Source organism: Streptomyces sp. DH-12, from assembly GCF_002899455.1.
Taxonomy (GTDB): domain Bacteria; phylum Actinomycetota; class Actinomycetes; order Streptomycetales; family Streptomycetaceae; genus Streptomyces.
Map to the genome: position 1 here is coordinate 528,381 of NZ_PPFB01000001.1, position 14,980 is coordinate 543,360.

Genomic DNA, 14,980 nt, shown 5'->3' on the forward strand with positions numbered 1-14,980 from the left:
CCGGCGGGCGTCTGCCCCTGGGCGGAGGGCCGGCGACCGTGATCCTCACCGTCACCCTGAACGTCGCCCTCGACGTCACCTACGGCGTCGACAGCCTGCGCCCCCGCACCTCGCACCGGGTCGGGTCCGTCCACCGGCGGGCCGGAGGCAAGGGCGTCAACGTGGCCCGGGTGCTCGCCGGGCGGGGGCGTGACGTCGCCGTCACCGGGCTGGTCGGCGGCCCCACGGGCGCGCTGGTGCGCGAGGACCTGCGCGCGGTGCCCGGGCTGCGTGACGAACTCGTCCCCGTCGCGGGCGACTCGCGGCAGACCGTGACCGTCGTGTCCGGTGACGACGGGGACGCCACCGTGTTCAACGAGCAGGGCCCGCAGGTGAGTCCGCGGGAGTGGCGGACGTTCGCCGAGCGCTTCGCGGTGCTGGTGCGCGAGGCGTCGGTGGTCACGCTCTGCGGCAGTCTGCCCCCGGGGCTGCCCGAGGACGCGTACGCCCGCCTGGTGCGCACCGCCGCCGGGAGGGGGGTGCTGACCGTGCTGGACACCAGTGGCGCCCCGCTGCTCGACGCGCTCGGCGCAGGGCCCGACGTCGTCAAGCCCAACGCGGCCGAGCTCCTGGCGGCCACCGGGTCCGAGGACGCCGGGGCGGGCGCCGAGCGGCTGCGCGCCCTCGGCGCACGGTCCGTCGTGGTGTCCTCAGGACCCGGCGGGCTCCTGGCCGTCACACCCGACGGCCGCCGGCGGGCCGTGCCGCCCGAGCGGCTGGCCGGCAATCCCACCGGGGCGGGCGACGCCTGTGTCGCCGCGCTCGCGGCGGGGCTCGCCGACGGCGCGGGCTGGCCGGCCGTCCTGCGCGAGGCGGTGGCCCTGTCGGCCGCCGCCGTCGTCCGCCCCGTGGCCGGCGAGGTCGACGCCGCCGCCTACGAACGTCTCCGTACCACCGTGACCGTGGAGGATCTCCATGCCCCTCAGCCCCACTGACGACATCGTCGGCCCCGCCTCCCGCGCCGGCGTCGGTGTCGGGGCGTTCAACGTGGTGCAGCTCGAGCACGCCGAGGCGATCGTCGGCGGCGCGGAGGCCGCGGGCCGCCCGGTGATCCTGCAGATCAGCGAGAACACCGCCCGCTACCACGGCGGCCTCGAGCCGATCGGGCTGGCGACCCTCGCCGTCGCGCGCGGCGCGCTGACCCCCGTCGCCGTGCACCTCGACCACGCGGAGTCCGTGGACCTCGTGCACGAGGCCGTACGGCTCGGCTTCTCGTCCGTGATGTTCGACGCCTCCACGCTCCCTTACAAGGAGAATCTGCGGTCGACCCGTGAGGTCGCCGAGTACTGCCACGCCCGGGGCGTGTGGGTGGAGGCGGAACTGGGAGAGGTCGGCGGGAAGGACGGGGCGCACGCGCCGGGGGTGCGGACCGACCCCGCACAGGCGCGGGACTTCGTCGCCGCCACGGGGGTCGACGCGCTGGCCGTGGCGGTGGGCAGCTCGCATGCCATGACCACCCGCGACGCCGTGCTGGACTTCTCCCTCATCTCGGCGCTGCGCGACGCGGTGAGCGTGCCTCTGGTGCTGCACGGCTCGTCGGGCGTGGCGGACGCGGAGCTGGCGCGGGCGGTGCGGGCCGGCATGACGAAGGTCAACGTCTCCACCCACCTGAACAAGCGGTTCACGCGGGCCGCGCGGACGTATCTGGACGCGCATCCGTCGGCCGTGGACCCGCGCCGGTACCTCGGTCCGGCGCGGGACGCCGTCGCGGAGGCGGTGACGCGTCTGCTGGAGGTGCTGCACGGTGAGCCCGACTGAGCCGCGGCGGGTCGTCGCGCACCGCGCGCCGCAGGAGTGGGACAGGCACGGGGGTCCGGCGTTGTGACCGCCCGGTTCCACCACCCGTAGGGGGATCTGGCAGGCTGGTGCACGCGGCAACCACGCGCGGACGACGAGGACCGGCGCCGGACCGCCCCTACCGACCAGGCACCGCTGCCACCGGACGATGACCGGTGGCGCTGTGCCCAGCGGTGCGCGCCCTCACCCGGCTCCTATTCGGAAGGTTCCCCTCCGCATGCCCTTGGCCCTGTTCGCCCTGGCCGTCGTCGCGTTCGGCATCGGCACGACCGAGTTCGTCACCATGGGTCTCCTCCCCCAGATCGCCGACGGCCTGGCGGTGTCCGTGCCGGCCGCGGGCAACCTCGTCTCCGCCTACGCGCTGGGCGTGGTGATCGGCGCGCCGCTGCTGACCGCGATCGGCGCGCGGGTGCCGCACAAGCGGCTGCTGCTGATGCTCACGGGCGTGTTCGTCGTCGGGAACGTGGCCTCGGCGCTCGCGCCGAACTACGGGCTGCTGTTCGCGGCGCGCGTCCTGGCGGGACTGCCCCACGGGGCGCTGTTCGGCGTCGGCGCGGTCGTCGCCTCCAAGCTGGTCGCGCCGGACCGGGCGGCCCGTGCGGTGTCGATGATGTTCCTCGGTCTCACGGTCGCCAACATCGTCGGCGTCCCCGCCGGGACGGCACTCGGGCAGCAGTTCGGCTGGCGGTTCGCGTACGCGGCGGTGGCCGTCATCGGCGTCCTCGCCCTCGCGGCGCTGGTGCGGCTCGTCCCGCACCAGCCGCGGGGCGAGCAGGCGGGAGTCGTGCACGAACTGCGCGCGATGAAGAACAAGCAGGTGCTGCTCGGGCTGGTCACGGCGGTCGTCGGGTTCGGCGGCTTCTTCGCCATGTACAGCTACCTCGTGCCGATGCTGACCAACCTCACCGGGATCGCGGACTCGTCCACGACTGTGGTCCTCGCGCTGTTCGGCGTCGGCATGACGCTCGGCACGCTCGTCGCGGGACCGCTCACCGACCGGGCGCTGCGCCCCACCCTGTACGGCGGGTTCGCGCTGCTCGCGGCGGCGCTGGTGACGCTGCACTTCGTCATCGGGCACCTGGTGCCGGCGCTCGTCGTCATCACGATCACGGGCGGTCTGAGCTCGCTGATCACCACGCCGGTGCAGATGCTGCTGATGACCAAGGCGCAGGACGCTCCGACGATGGCGGCCGCGTCCAACCACTCCGCCTTCAACCTCGCGAACGCGGGCGGGGCCTGGCTGGGCGGCCTGGTCATCGCGGCGGGCTGGGGCTGGTCCTCGCCCACGCTGGTCGGCGCCGCCCTGGCGGTCATCGGTCTCGCCCTCGCCGCGACGGGCGGCTACCTGGACCGGGACAGCCGCGCGTCCAAGGTCGTGCTCGCCTCCACGGGCGGGGGCGCCGAACGGGCTCCGGGGCGGGAGGCGCCCGCTGCCGCCTGCGGCAAGGATCCGTCCGCGTGACGCGGCAGGACCGGACGCGACGGGCCGTCGACCGCTGGGTCAGCGGTCGACGGCCCGCCGTGCGTCCAGGGGCCGGTCGCCCGTGCGCACGACGTGCTCCACGAGCCGGAACGCCTCGGCGGGGGGCACGGCGTTCTCGTTCCGGTAGCGGTCGTGCCGGCCGTCGGCGAGGCTGCTTCCGGCGGCGCCGTGCCGGCCCCGCCGCCCTCGATCGCCCATGCCCCGGCCACGCCCGGGACGCTCTCGCGGCACGGGAAGGGGGCGGGCAGCCATCTTGGCCGCCCGCCCCCTCGCCGGTCACGTCACGTGCGTTCGGGGGCCGCCGTGTCCGGGTTCTCCGGGTTCTCCGGGGACGTCGAGCGGGACAGCGCGCCCGGCCACCAGGCCTTCGGGCCGATGTCGATCACCAGGGCCGGGACCAGCAGGGACCGGACGACGAGGGTGTCGAGGAGGACGCCGAAGGCGACGATGAAGGCGATCTGGACCAGGAAGGCCAGGGGGATCACCATCAGCGCGGCGAAGGTCGCGGCGAGCACCACGCCGGCCGAGGTGATGACGCCGCCGGTGGTGGTCAGACCGCGCAGCACGCCCTGGCGGGTGCCGTGCGACAGGGCCTCCTCGCGGACCCGGGACATCAGAAAGATGTTGTAGTCGACGCCCAGGGCGACCAGGAACACGAAGCCGTACAGCGGGACCGACGCGTCCGTTCCGCTGAAGCCGAAGAGGTGCTGGAAGACCAGCGCGGAGACGCCGAGGGTGGCCAGGAAGTTGAGCCCCACGGTCGCCACCAGCAGCACCGGCACGATCACGGACCGCAGCAGCAGGACGAGGATCAGCAGGATCACGACGAGCACGATCGGCACGATCAGCGCGCGGTCGTCGGAGGCGGTCTGCTGGGTGTCGACCTGCTGGGCGGTGTAGCCGCCGACGAGGGCGTCGGCGCCCGGGATGCCGTGCAGGTTGTCCCGCAGCCGTTCGACGGTCTGCTTCGCGGCGTCGCTGTCGGCGGCGGCCTCCAGTGTGGCGTCGACGCGCACCCGCCCGTCGACGATCTTGGGTTCCCCGCCGCCGGGCCGTCCGGAGGCGGAGACGGGGGCGGCGGAGGCCACTCCCTCGGTCTCGTTCGCGGCGGCCGTGACCTCGTCGAGCCGGTCGGCGTCGGCGAGGATGACGGCCGGGTTGCCGGACCCGCCGGGGAAGTGCTCGCCGAGCGTCTTCTGCGCGGCGACGGACGGCGCGTCGTTGACGAAGATCTCGTCGAGCGGGGTGCCCTTGGCGGACAGGGACGGGGAGAAGGCCGCGAAGACGGCCAGGACCAGCACGGTCACCGCCCACACGCGGCGCGGCTTGCGGTCGACGGTCGCGGCGACGCGGCGCCACACGCTGTGCCCCTCGACGGTGGCGTCCGACGCCTTGGGCTTGGCGGGCCAGTACGCGCTGCGGCCCAGCAGGGCGAGGGCGGCCGGCAGGAAGGTGAGCGCGGACAGCACGGAGCAGACGATGCCGATGGCGCCGACCGGGCCGAGGGCGCGGTTGTTGGTGAGGTCGCTGACGAGCAGCGTCAGCAGACCGAGGGCGACGGTGGCGGCACTGGCGGTGATGGCGCCGAGGGACCGGCGTACGGCGGCGAGCGCGGCGGCGAACCGATCGCCGCGCACGGCGAGTTCCTCGCGGAAGCGGGCGGCGAGGAGCAGGGCGTAGTCGGTGGCCGCGCCGATCACGAGGATGGACAGGATGCCCTGCACCTGGCCGTCGACGCGCACCACGTCGTGGTCGGCGAGGACGTAGACGATGGCGCAGGCCAGGCCGAGCGCGAAGACGGAGCCGAGGATGATGACGAAGGGCAGCAGGACACTGCGGTAGACCAGCAGGAGGATCAGCAGCACGGCGGCGAGGGCCACTCCGAGCAGCAGGCCGTCGATGCCGGCGAACGCGTCGGACAGGTCCACCTGGCTGGCCGCGGGGCCCGCCACCTCGGCCGTGGTGCCGTCGACGGCGCCCGCCGCCTCGCGCACCTCGTCGACGACGTCGGCCAGCCCGTCACCGAGGTCGGGCTCCACCTGCACCACGGACTGCAGGGCCTTGCCGTCCTCGGAGGGGAAGGCGGGCGAGGGCTCGCCGACGACGCCGGGCTCGCCGGCGAGCCCGGCGACCGCGCGGGTGGCCGCCGAGCGCTGGGCGTCGGTGATCCGTCCGCCGTCCGCGGTCCACACGACGATCGCGGGCAGCGTCTCCTGCTGGTCGAACGCCTCGCGTTCGTCGAGCACCCGCGTGGACTCGGCGCTCCGGGGCAGGAAGGAGGCCTGGTCGTTGGTGGCCACCTCGCCCAGCTTGCCCGCGTACGGGCCGAGCGTCCCGCCCACGCCGAGCCAGACGATCAACAGAGCGAGTGGTACGAGCCACCGGGCCCGCCGTGGTGCGGTTGTCATGTGGGTTCCTATGACGCGAGAGGTTGTGTCAACGGTCGATTATGTCAATCATCGAGTGATCTTATACTGGCCGCTATGAGCGGCTCACAAACCCCAGCGCCTCCTCCGCCCGAGGAGTGCCCGACCGGGCTGCAGTCATTCGCGGTGCAACTGCGCCGGATGACCGGCGAGTTCAACCGCATCGTCCAGGAGTTCGCTCAGGCGCACGGTCTGCACCACACCGACATGCTCGCCCTGATAGCGATCCTCGACGGCGGCGGACCCGACGCACCCATGACACCCGGCCGTCTGCGCAAACAGCTCAACCTCACCTCCGGCGCGATGACAGCATGCCTGGACCGCCTGGAGCGGGCGGGGCACATTCGGCGTGTCCGGGCGGTCGACGACCGCCGTGTGGTGCATCTGGAGTACGCGGACCGGGCCAAGAGCCTGGCGCGGGAGTACTTCCAGCCGCTCGCGCGCAGCACCGACACGGCGCGCGGGCGTTTCACGACCGAGGAACTGCGCGTGGTCATCCGCTTCCTCGCCGAGCTGAACCACGAGCTCGCGCTGTTGCGCGGACGCGCGGACTGACCCACCGAGCGGCGGACGGCCAGGCCAGGGCACGAGAAAGGGAGTTGTGGCTCATCTGCTGATGGGCGGGAGCCGGGTGGGGTCGATGAGCAGGATGCCGCCACGGGCGACACAGGAAGGCGGACACACCTTCACGTTCCTCACCCGCGGCCTGCACCACTGCCTGCGTACGGCAGCCGAGGGCGCCGCGCGCCCCCCGCTCGGGGCGCGCGACGTGATCACGAGGGACCGGCACCGGCGGTTCCGGCCGGCCCGCGGCACCCGTCCACGAGGGCGCCGGCCGGCACGGCCGCATCCGCCGCGAGCGCATGAGGTCCCGTGTGCCGTCGGTCAGCCGTCCGTCACAGGGCGGCGGTCGTCCAGTACCGGGTGGAGGAGCGGGCGCCTGGCCGTGCGGCCGTCACCGGACGAGCGGCCCCGCAGACGGCGGAGCAGCCACGGGCCCAAGAAGCCTGTCGGCCAGCGGAGTTCGGTGCCGACGGCGCGCAAGCCGGTGGGCGGGGCCTGCGGCGGGAGGGGGTGGGTCCAGGTGTCGTCGCCGCCGGGCAGCCGCAGGGCGTGGGCGAGGGCGGCGGCGATGCGCTCGCGGCCCAGGGGGCCGGCGTGGAGGCGGTCGGGGCTCCCCAGCCGGGGGTCGCCCGCGACCGGATGGAGGGCCGCTTCCGCGACGACGACTCCGTGCCGGCGTGCGGTGCGGCGTATGCCCTCGTTGAGGGCCGTGACGCGCGGAATCAGAGGCCGTGCGACGGGACAGACGCGGGAGAGGTCCGGGACGGTGACCGTGGCGACCCGGGCGCCCTGCTCCGTGAGCGCCCCGAACACGGCGTCCAGGTGAGCGCAGACCTCGTCGGCGTCGAAGCGGGGTCTCAGCAGGCCGTTGACGCCGGCGACGACGGTGGCGAGGTCGGGCCGCAGCGCGGGGGCGGGCGGCAGCTGCTCGGTGCGGATCCGGGCGGTGAGGCGGCCCCGCACCGCCAGGTTGGCGTACCGGAGGGCGGGCTCGTGCCGGGCCGGGTGCTCGGCGAAGCCGCGCAGGCCGGTGACGTCGTCGCCGTCGCCGACGCCCTCGGTCTGGCTGTCGCCGAGAGCGACGTGGCGGAGGCAGGTCGTCTCAGTTCCGGGCACGGCTGCGCCGCCTCTCCTCCAGTACGGCAACGGTCCGCAGGCACCAGTCGCGGTTCTCCTGCTCGAAGGCCACGCCGCACAGACAGGTCAGGTAGGGGCCGATGCGCTCGCCGTGGCGGAGGAAGTCCTCCTCGCTGCGGTCGCCGCGCAGACGCCGGAGCAGCGCCTCGAAGGACTGACGCCTGCCGGCGTATTCTGCGGGCGTGGGGCTGTGGTTCGAGACGCGTCGGTCCGACTCTCCGTGGATCGACACCGTGTGGACGTGCACCAGCGAGCGTGTCACCAGCATGACGTCCGTCGCCGGGGCGCGGCTGGGGCTGGTCTTCTGGCAGCAGGGCGGGACGGCGTACGCGGCGGTCACGGGACCCGAGACCCGGGCCGGGTCGGCGCCCGTGCCGGAGGGGGCCGTTTTCACGGGGATCGATTTCGCCGTGGGCACCTCGCTGCGGATGGCGCCGACGGCGGAGCTGCTCGACGGCGGGGTCGCGCTCCCCGACACCTCGCGCCGGACGTTCCGGCTGGACGGGACGCGCTGGGAGACCCCGGGTCCCGACGATGCCGAGGCCCTGGTGGAGCGGCTGGTGCGGGCCGGGGTGCTCGACCGCGATCCGCTCGTCGCCGACGTGCTCCGCGGCCACCGTCCCGCCGTCTCGCAGCGGACCGTCGAGCGGCGCTTCCGGGCCGCGACCGGGCTCACGCGGGGTGCCGTACGGCAGATCGAGCGGGCGCGCACGGCGGCGCGGCTGCTGGCCGCCGGCGAGCCGGCCGCCGGCGTCGCCGCCAAGCTGGACTACTTCGACGAGCCGCACTTGGCCCGGGCCTTGCGGACGTACGTCGGACGCACCGCGCGGCAGCTGCGTGAGGGCGCCGGAGGGGCGATCGCGCTCGACGTCGATCAGCGCCTGACGTCGTAGACGAGCTTGACGATGCCGTTGGAGTAGGTCTCCGACTCCCGGAGGGCCAGCATCTGCTTGTCCCGGTCGGCGCGGCCGAACAAGCTCTTTCCGGCGCCGAGCAGCACGGGGAACATCAGCAGGTTGTACTGGTCGATCAGGCCGGCGTCGGACAGGCGTCGGGCCAGTTCCGCACTGCCGTGGATGAAGATCGCGCCGCCCTCGCCCTCCTTCAGCGCGGCGACGTCCCCGGTGGAGCGGAGCACCGTGATCGGGCCCCAGTCGTCGACCAGGGCGTTCTCGGACAGCGTCGACGACACCACGTACTTCGGCAGGTCGCGGTAGGCGGCGTGGTCCTCCGAGCCGGGCCAGACCGGCGCGAACGCCTCGTAGCTGCGGCGGCCGAACATCAGCGCCGTCGTGTCGGCCAGTTCCTCGCCCTTCAGCGACCAGGCCTCCTCGACGAACTCCAGGTCCTTGAACACCCAGCCGCCGCTGCGGTGCCCCTCCCCCGGCCCGCCGCCGGGGGAGTCCACGACGCCGTCCAGGGACATGAACCCCGTGTACACCAGTTTCCGCATGCTGCGCCTCCTCCACAGGCCCGCTGAGCTGTCGCGTCCACGCTAGAGGGAGGCGGGGGCGGCCGTCTTGGACGGAAACGACACGCGGGTGGTCAGCGGCGGCTCTGCGCGGCGTAGGGCTGGAGGAGCTGGTCGACGGGGGCGTAGTCGTCGGTGAGGACGGGGGCGTCGGCGGTCCAGGCGGTGAGGGTGTCGCCCGTGGCGGTCCTCCATCCGGTGCGGCGGGCGTCGAGCGCCTTCTGGACGGCGGCCAGGTCGACGGGGCGGTCGGAGGCGACGGCCACGAGATTGCCGCCCGCGGGCGTGCCGGTGCGGGCGAGGCCGATGTCGACGGGTTCGCCGAGGAGGGCGACGTGGTCGAACACCTCGCGGAGCGTGGCCAGTTCGGCCTTCGCGAAGGCCTGCTCGCCGTGGTCGATGAGATTGACGACGTAGAGGCCGTCCCGGGCGAGGACGCGCCGCACCTCCGTCAGCGCCTCGACCGTGGTGAGGTGCCACGGGACGCTGACGCCTCCGAAGGCGTCGCCGACGACGAGGTCGAGCGCGTCGGCGTCCAGACGCCTCAGCCCCAGTCTGCCGTCCTCGGTGCGGACGTCGATGCCGGGCTGCGGACGCAGACCGAGCCGCTCGCGGTCGATCCGTACGACGCCGTCGTCGATCTCGGACACCGCACTGCGCGTCCCGGGGCGGGTGGCCGCGAGGTAGCGGGGCAGGGTGAGGCCGCCGCCTCCCAGGTGGTGAGCGGTGAGGGGCCTGCCCTCGGGGAAGGCGGCGTCGGCCACCGACGCGACGGCCTTGACGTAGGTGAACTCCAGGTGGGTCGGGTCGCCGGCGTCGACGTAGGAGTGCCGCACGCCGTCCAGCACGAGCGTGCGGCCGCCGTCGCGGGCGGGGTCGGCGACGACCTCGGCGCAGTGGTACCGCGTCTCGACGTCGCAGCCGCCCGGCGCGACGGAGGCGGCCAGGCCGCCCGCCGCCAGGGCGAGGGCGAGGGCGGGCGCGGCACCGCTCCGGGCGCGCAGCCGCCAGGTGACCAGCACCGACGCGATCACCAGCAGGGCGCCGAGACCGAACAGGATGCCGCTGACCGGCAGTCTCGACAGGAGCACGAAGCCGGTCAGGACGGTGCCGACGATGGAGCCCACGGTGCCGACGCCCGACAGCCGGCCGACGACCGTGCCGGTCTCGGCGAGGCGGGTGAGCCGCACCTTGGTCACCAGCGGCGTCACCGCGGACAGCAGCGCGCCCGGCACCAGGATGGTCAGCGCCGCGACGAGGATCAGCAGCGGGCGCGCCCACTCCGCGATGCCGCGCAGCACGGCCGGGGTGAGGGCCACGACCGCGCCCGAGACGCCGAGCGCGGGTCCGATGAGCCGCAGCGGGTCGACCTGGTCGGCGACGCGCCCGCCCAGCCACGAGCCGAGCGCGATCGCCGTGAGGGCGATGCCGATCACCAGGGTGCTGGTCTCGAGAGTGAGGCCCAGGTACGGGGCCAGCAGGCGCAGGGCGACGATCTCGACGACCAGCACCGCGGCCGATGCCCCGAACACCAGGACGGCGGCGGCGCGGGGCCCCAGGCCGGGGCGGCCGGCAGTGCCCTCGGCGACGGGCGGGGAAGACAGTCCGGTCACACACAGCATCCTTGCACGCGGGCGGTCACCGGCATGCCGTCTTTCGTTCCGCCGCCCGTGGACCGCCGGTGCACCCGCGTCCGGGGCCGGCGCGGAAAGTCGCGTGCCCCGGCGCCCGCGGTGTCCCATCATGTCCGGATGGAGTCTCGCTTCCTCGGCATCGCCGAATTGACGGACGTACCGGACGTGGCCGTGGTGGTGGACGTCATGCGGGCGTACACGGTGGCCGCCTGGGCGTTCGCCCGGGGCGCCGAACGGGTCGTTCTCGCCGAGTCGTTGGAGGACGCGCTGGCGCTCAAGGCGCGGCGTCCCGACTGGCTGACCCTCAAGGACGGGCCGCCCGCACCCGGCTTCGACCTGGTCAACTCCCCTGCCCTGCTGCGCGGGACGCACCTCGCCGGGCGCACCGTCGTCCAGAAGACCACGGCGGGCACCGTCGGCGCCCTCGCCGTCAAGGACGCCTCCCTGGTGCTGTGCGCGAGCTTCGTGGTGGCGGGGGCGACGGCCGGGCTGTTGCGGGAGCGCGCCTGTGAGCGCGTCACGTTCGTGGTCACCGGAGGGGGCGGCCGCGCCGAGGAGGATCTGGCGTGCGCCGAGTACATCGCGCGGAGGGCCGGCGGGGGCGCCGTGGACGCCGGCCCGTACCTGCGGCGTGCCGACGCGTCGCGTTCCGCCGCCGAGTTGAGGCAGGGGGTGCGCGAGGGCTCCACCCCTGAAGACGTCGCGCTCTGCCTGGAGCCGGACCGGTTCCCGTTCGCGATGGTGGCGGGTGCGGAGGACTCGCTCATGGTGCTCCGGCGGGTCGCCCCGGTGGACCCCCCGCCCTCGGCCTGACCGCCGGCGCCGGACCGGCACGCCCTCCCGCCGCGCTGCTGAACAGCCGCTTGCGTCACGGGTATTGACAACGATGTCAGCAGCGTGATCTAGTCCGCTTCCGCCAGCCAGGCACGACAGGCGAGGAACAGGAGACCGCTTCCATGCACCCACCCCTCCGCAGATGGCGCCACCGCGCCACGACGGTCCTCGCCGCCCTCGCCGTCGTCGGAGCCGGCCTGGCGCCCGCGCCGGCCCTCGCCCGGCCGTCGACGTCGTCCGGCGAGCGACTGACCTCCCTGGTCAACCCGTTCATCGGCACCCAGAACTTCGGCAACACCTTCCCCGGAGCCAGCGCGCCCTTCGGGATGGTGCAGGTGAGCCCGGACACCGGCGGGCAGGGCGGTTACGACTACCAGCAGGACAGGATCCACGGGTTCAGCCAGACCCACCTCTCCGGCGTCGGCTGCTCCGTCATGGGCGAGCTGCCGCTGATGCCGACCACCGGTGCGGTCGACACCGTGGATCCCGACGCGTACCGCTCGGCCTACTCGCACGACGACGAGGAGGCCGAACCCGGCTACTACCGCGTCGGGTTGAAGACGTACGGCATCGACGCCGAGCTGACGGCCACCCCGCGCACCGGGTGGCAGCGCTACACCTTCCCCGCCACCGGCCGGGCCAACGTGCTGTTCAACACCGGCAAGGCCAACCAGCGGGTGTACAGCTCGGAGGTGCACGTCGTCGGGGACCGGACGGTCGAGGGCCGGGTCGAGGCGGGCAACTTCTGCGCGGGCAAGGACCGGCACACGGTCTACTTCACCGCCACCTTCGACCGGCCGTTCGCCTCGCACGGCACCTGGCGGGGCTCCACTCCCCGTCCGGGCGGGCGGGACGCGGCCGGTGAGGGCGGCAACGGCGCCTGGGTGACGTTCGACGCCGAGGACGACCGGGACGTCGTCGTCAAGGTCGGCCTGTCGTACACGGGTCTCGAGGGCGCCCGGAAGAACCTGGAGGCGGAGACGGCGGATTCCTACGACTTCGACGCCACGCGGGAGGCGCTGCGGGCCACCTGGGAGCGGCAGCTCGCCGCGGTGAAGGTCGAGGGCGGGCCGGAGGAACGGCGGCGTGCGCTCTACACGGCGCTCTATCACGCGCAGTTGCACCCGAACCTCGCCGGGGACGTCGACGGCCGGTACGCGGGCTTCGACGGGAAGGTGCACACGGCGTCCGGGTTCACGCCGTACCAGAACCTGTCGTTGTGGGACACCCACCGGCCGCAGAACCAGCTGCTGCAGATGCTGGAGCCGAGGGTGGCGCGGGACGTGGCGCTGTCGGTCGTCGCGATCGGACGGGACGGCGGCTGGCTGCCGCGCTGGTCGCTCGCCAACAGCGAGACCAACATCATGACGGGCGACCCGGTGACCCCCTTCCTCGTCGAGGCGTGGTCCAAGGGGCTGCTCGCCGGACACGAGCAGGAGGCGTACGCGCTGCTGCGGAAGAACGCGCTGCGGACGCCGCCGGACGACTCGCCCTACAACGGGCGTGCGGGCATCGCCGCCTACCTGGAGCGCGGGTACGTGCCCAGCGGGCTCGAGCCGGGGAAGGACTGCCCGGACAAGGGCGGCGACAACGACTGCCGTCACCCGGCGTCGGCGACCCTGGAGTACGCGGCGGCGGACGCGTCGCTGGCGCTGATGGCCGAGGGGCTGGGCCGCACGGCGGACGCCCGGATGTTCGCGGCGCGCGGGCAGTGGTACCGGAACCTGTGGGACTCCTCCCTCCAGCAGTTCCGGCCCCGCACCACCGAGGGCACGTGGGTGACGCCGTACGACCCGGTCGAGGCGGGGCACCAGTTCCACGAGGGCGGCGCCTACCAGTACCAGTGGCTGGCGCCTCAGGACCCGGCCGGGCTGGTGGAGCTGATGGGCGGCAGGAAGAGGACGGAGCAGCGGCTCGACGCCTTCTTCGCCTACGACAAGCTGCTGAAGGACCCCGCCGGGACCGCCCGCCACGACTGGATCTCGGCGCCGTACGACTACTACGGCAAGCCGACCTACAACCCGAACAACGAGCCCGACCTGCACGCGCCGTACATGTATCTGTGGACGGGCGCGCCGGCGAAGACGGCGACCGTGATCCGCGCGGCGATGACCCTGTTCACCGACGGGCCGGACGGCATGACCGGCAACGACGACCTGGGCACCATGTCGGCCTGGTACGTCTTCTCGTCCCTGGGCCTGTACCCGACGACGAACGGCGGCGGCTTCCTCGCCGTGTCGTCCCCGCAGTTCCCGTCGGCGGAGATCCGCATCGGCGCGTACGGGAAGCGGCAGGGCGGCACGCTGACCGTGAAGGCTCCGGGCGCGAGCGACACGCGGCGGTACGTGGAGCGGACGGAGTTCGGCGGGAAGGACCTGCGCGCCACCTGGCTGGACTGGGACGCGGTCGCCGAGGGCGGGCGGCTCACCTTCGAGATGAGCGACGAGCCGTCGGCGTGGGGCGCCGGCAAGGGCGCCGAGCCGCCGTCCGTGAACCGGGCGGCCGCCGACTCCCGCCGCCACCTCGACGCCTCGCTGCGCACGTCCGCCGACGTGGTGCCGGCGTCGGACAGCGCCCAGGACGTGCGGCTGCGGATGGACGTGCTGGGCCAGGCGCCCGGCGCGCTGCGGGTGGACGTCGGGGTCGAGGCGCCCCGCGGGTGGACGGCGAAGACGTCCGGACCGTTCACACTGGCGTCGCACCGGCTGCCGGTGCAGCGGACCGCGACGGTGGACGTGCGCGTGCCGGCCGGGACCGCGCCGGGCACGTACACCCTGCGGATCACGGCGGGCGCCGGCGGGGTGAGGAAGGTGGAGCGGGTCGCCACCGTCGAGGTGCGCGAGGCCGCGCGCTGTGCCGGGGCGGCCGGTGAGCAGTGTGCCGTCGACCTCGGCCGGGAGCTGAACCACGACGGGACCGCGACCGTCGCCGCCCCCGACGAGGGCGACTTCGACGGCGCGGGGTGGAGCTACGACGGGGACCTGCTGCCCGGCACGGGGCCGGTGGCGTGGGACGGCGTGACCTACGACGCCCCGGACCCGTCCGGCACGGCCGCCAACTTCGTCGAGGCGCGCGGTCAGGCCCTCCTGCTGCCGGCCGGTTCGTACGGCACGCTGCGGCTGGTCGGCGCGTCCCACCACGGGCCGGTGACGACCGGCCTCACCGTCCGCTACACCGACGGCACCACCGCCGAACTGCCGGTCACCGTCGGCGACTGGGCGGGATCCGCACCCGCGGGCGGCTCCGTGGCGCTGGAGATGCCGCACCGGATCAAGCGGGGGCAGGGCGTGGACGGCCCGCCGGTCCGCCTGTTCGCCGCGTCCGTGGCCCTCGACGCGTCGAAGACGGTGCGCTCGCTCGGTCTGCGGAACGACCCCCGGGTGCAGATCTACGCCCTCACGCTCGGGTAGCCCCCGCCCGCGGCCGGGCGTCCGTGTCACCGGTGACACGGACGCCCGGCTCGTCACGTCCCGCCCGGCGCCCGCGGTGGCGCGGTGCACGAACCCAGGCGTCGCGGCCCGCGGGGCCTGGGCCGCGCGGGGCGGCGGACCGAGGTGGCCGCCGATGGGCGTCGGGAGCGGGAGCAGGACGGACG

General features: G+C 74.2%; 12 protein-coding genes and 1 pseudogene. 7 read left to right on the plus strand and 6 right to left on the minus strand.

The window, feature by feature from the left end; translation table 11 throughout:
• Positions 1–38: 38 nt before the first annotated feature.
• The 3 genes from C1708_RS01520 (at position 39) to C1708_RS01530 (ending at position 3,298) form a co-directional block, all read left to right on the plus strand.
• The gene (locus C1708_RS01520; RefSeq protein WP_106410921.1) at positions 39–974 is read left to right on the plus strand and encodes a 1-phosphofructokinase family hexose kinase; all 936 of its coding nucleotides are present in this window, start codon (positions 39–41) and stop codon (positions 972–974) included.
• Positions 955–1,797: a class II fructose-bisphosphate aldolase gene (locus tag C1708_RS01525; protein ID WP_106410922.1), complete on the plus strand. Its 843-nt coding sequence runs from the start codon at positions 955–957 to the stop codon at positions 1,795–1,797. Before C1708_RS01520 ends, C1708_RS01525 begins: the two co-directional genes overlap by 20 nt.
• Positions 1,798–2,053: 256 nt before the next feature.
• Positions 2,054–3,298 (plus strand): MFS transporter, encoded by a 1,245-nt coding sequence (locus tag C1708_RS01530; protein WP_106410923.1) that lies wholly within the window; start codon positions 2,054–2,056, stop codon positions 3,296–3,298.
• A 39-nt stretch (positions 3,299–3,337) separates the two neighbouring features.
• Here C1708_RS01530 and C1708_RS01535 read toward each other — a convergent pair whose 3' ends face one another.
• Positions 3,338–3,517 (minus strand): hypothetical protein, encoded by a 180-nt coding sequence (locus C1708_RS01535; protein ID WP_106410924.1) that lies wholly within the window; start codon positions 3,515–3,517, stop codon positions 3,338–3,340.
• 83 nt (positions 3,518–3,600) lie between these two features.
• Positions 3,601–5,727 (minus strand): MMPL family transporter, encoded by a 2,127-nt coding sequence (locus C1708_RS01540; RefSeq protein WP_106410925.1) that lies wholly within the window; start codon positions 5,725–5,727, stop codon positions 3,601–3,603.
• A 75-nt stretch (positions 5,728–5,802) separates the two neighbouring features.
• Here C1708_RS01540 and C1708_RS01545 point away from each other — a divergent pair, with 75 nt between their 5' ends.
• Complete coding sequence (locus tag C1708_RS01545) at positions 5,803–6,300, plus strand: MarR family winged helix-turn-helix transcriptional regulator (RefSeq protein ID WP_198602373.1); 498 nt, start codon at positions 5,803–5,805, stop codon at positions 6,298–6,300.
• A gap of 330 nt (positions 6,301–6,630) precedes the next feature.
• Here C1708_RS01545 and C1708_RS01555 read toward each other — a convergent pair whose 3' ends face one another.
• A complete protein-coding gene (locus C1708_RS01555) occupies positions 6,631–7,425 on the minus strand; it encodes an SGNH/GDSL hydrolase family protein (RefSeq protein WP_106410926.1) in 795 nt (264 codons plus the stop codon).
• Positions 7,412–7,597: pseudogene (locus C1708_RS01560) on the minus strand (PadR family transcriptional regulator); the annotation flags it as partial. The gene C1708_RS01555 and the pseudogene C1708_RS01560, both read right to left, overlap by 14 nt.
• Positions 7,598–7,628: 31 nt before the next feature.
• Between C1708_RS01560 and C1708_RS01565 the strand changes: the two are divergent.
• Entirely contained in the window at positions 7,629–8,339 is a 711-nt protein-coding gene (locus C1708_RS01565) for a helix-turn-helix domain-containing protein (RefSeq protein WP_106410927.1), read from the plus strand.
• Here the strand turns inward: C1708_RS01565 and C1708_RS01570 are convergent.
• Positions 8,321–8,899 (minus strand): dihydrofolate reductase family protein, encoded by a 579-nt coding sequence (locus C1708_RS01570; protein WP_106410928.1) that lies wholly within the window; start codon positions 8,897–8,899, stop codon positions 8,321–8,323. The two genes, C1708_RS01565 and C1708_RS01570, sit on opposite strands and share 19 nt — an antisense overlap.
• Before the next feature lie 92 nt (positions 8,900–8,991).
• Complete coding sequence (locus C1708_RS01575) at positions 8,992–10,530, minus strand: fused MFS/spermidine synthase (RefSeq protein WP_106410929.1); 1,539 nt, start codon at positions 10,528–10,530, stop codon at positions 8,992–8,994.
• 138 nt (positions 10,531–10,668) lie between these two features.
• Here C1708_RS01575 and C1708_RS01580 point away from each other — a divergent pair, with 138 nt between their 5' ends.
• A complete protein-coding gene (locus C1708_RS01580) occupies positions 10,669–11,364 on the plus strand; it encodes a 2-phosphosulfolactate phosphatase (protein ID WP_106410930.1) in 696 nt (231 codons plus the stop codon).
• Between the two features lie 143 nt (positions 11,365–11,507).
• Positions 11,508–14,795: a GH92 family glycosyl hydrolase gene (locus C1708_RS01585; protein ID WP_106410931.1), complete on the plus strand. Its 3,288-nt coding sequence runs from the start codon at positions 11,508–11,510 to the stop codon at positions 14,793–14,795.
• The last annotated feature ends 185 nt before the right edge of the window (positions 14,796–14,980 follow it).

Coding starts and splice junctions, on each gene's coding strand:
- C1708_RS01530 (WP_106410923.1), top strand. CDS start 2,054: ATGCCCTTGGCCCTGTTCGCCCTGGCCGTCGTCGCGTTCGGCATCGGC.
- C1708_RS01580 (WP_106410930.1), top strand. CDS start 10,669: ATGGAGTCTCGCTTCCTCGGCATCGCCGAATTGACGGACGTACCGGAC.
- C1708_RS01535 (WP_106410924.1), bottom strand. CDS start 3,517: ATGGGCGATCGAGGGCGGCGGGGCCGGCACGGCGCCGCCGGAAGCAGC.
- C1708_RS01585 (WP_106410931.1), top strand. CDS start 11,508: ATGCACCCACCCCTCCGCAGATGGCGCCACCGCGCCACGACGGTCCTC.
- C1708_RS01545 (WP_198602373.1), top strand. CDS start 5,803: ATGAGCGGCTCACAAACCCCAGCGCCTCCTCCGCCCGAGGAGTGCCCG.
- C1708_RS01525 (WP_106410922.1), top strand. CDS start 955: ATGCCCCTCAGCCCCACTGACGACATCGTCGGCCCCGCCTCCCGCGCC.
- C1708_RS01570 (WP_106410928.1), bottom strand. CDS start 8,899: ATGCGGAAACTGGTGTACACGGGGTTCATGTCCCTGGACGGCGTCGTG.
- C1708_RS01540 (WP_106410925.1), bottom strand. CDS start 5,727: ATGACAACCGCACCACGGCGGGCCCGGTGGCTCGTACCACTCGCTCTG.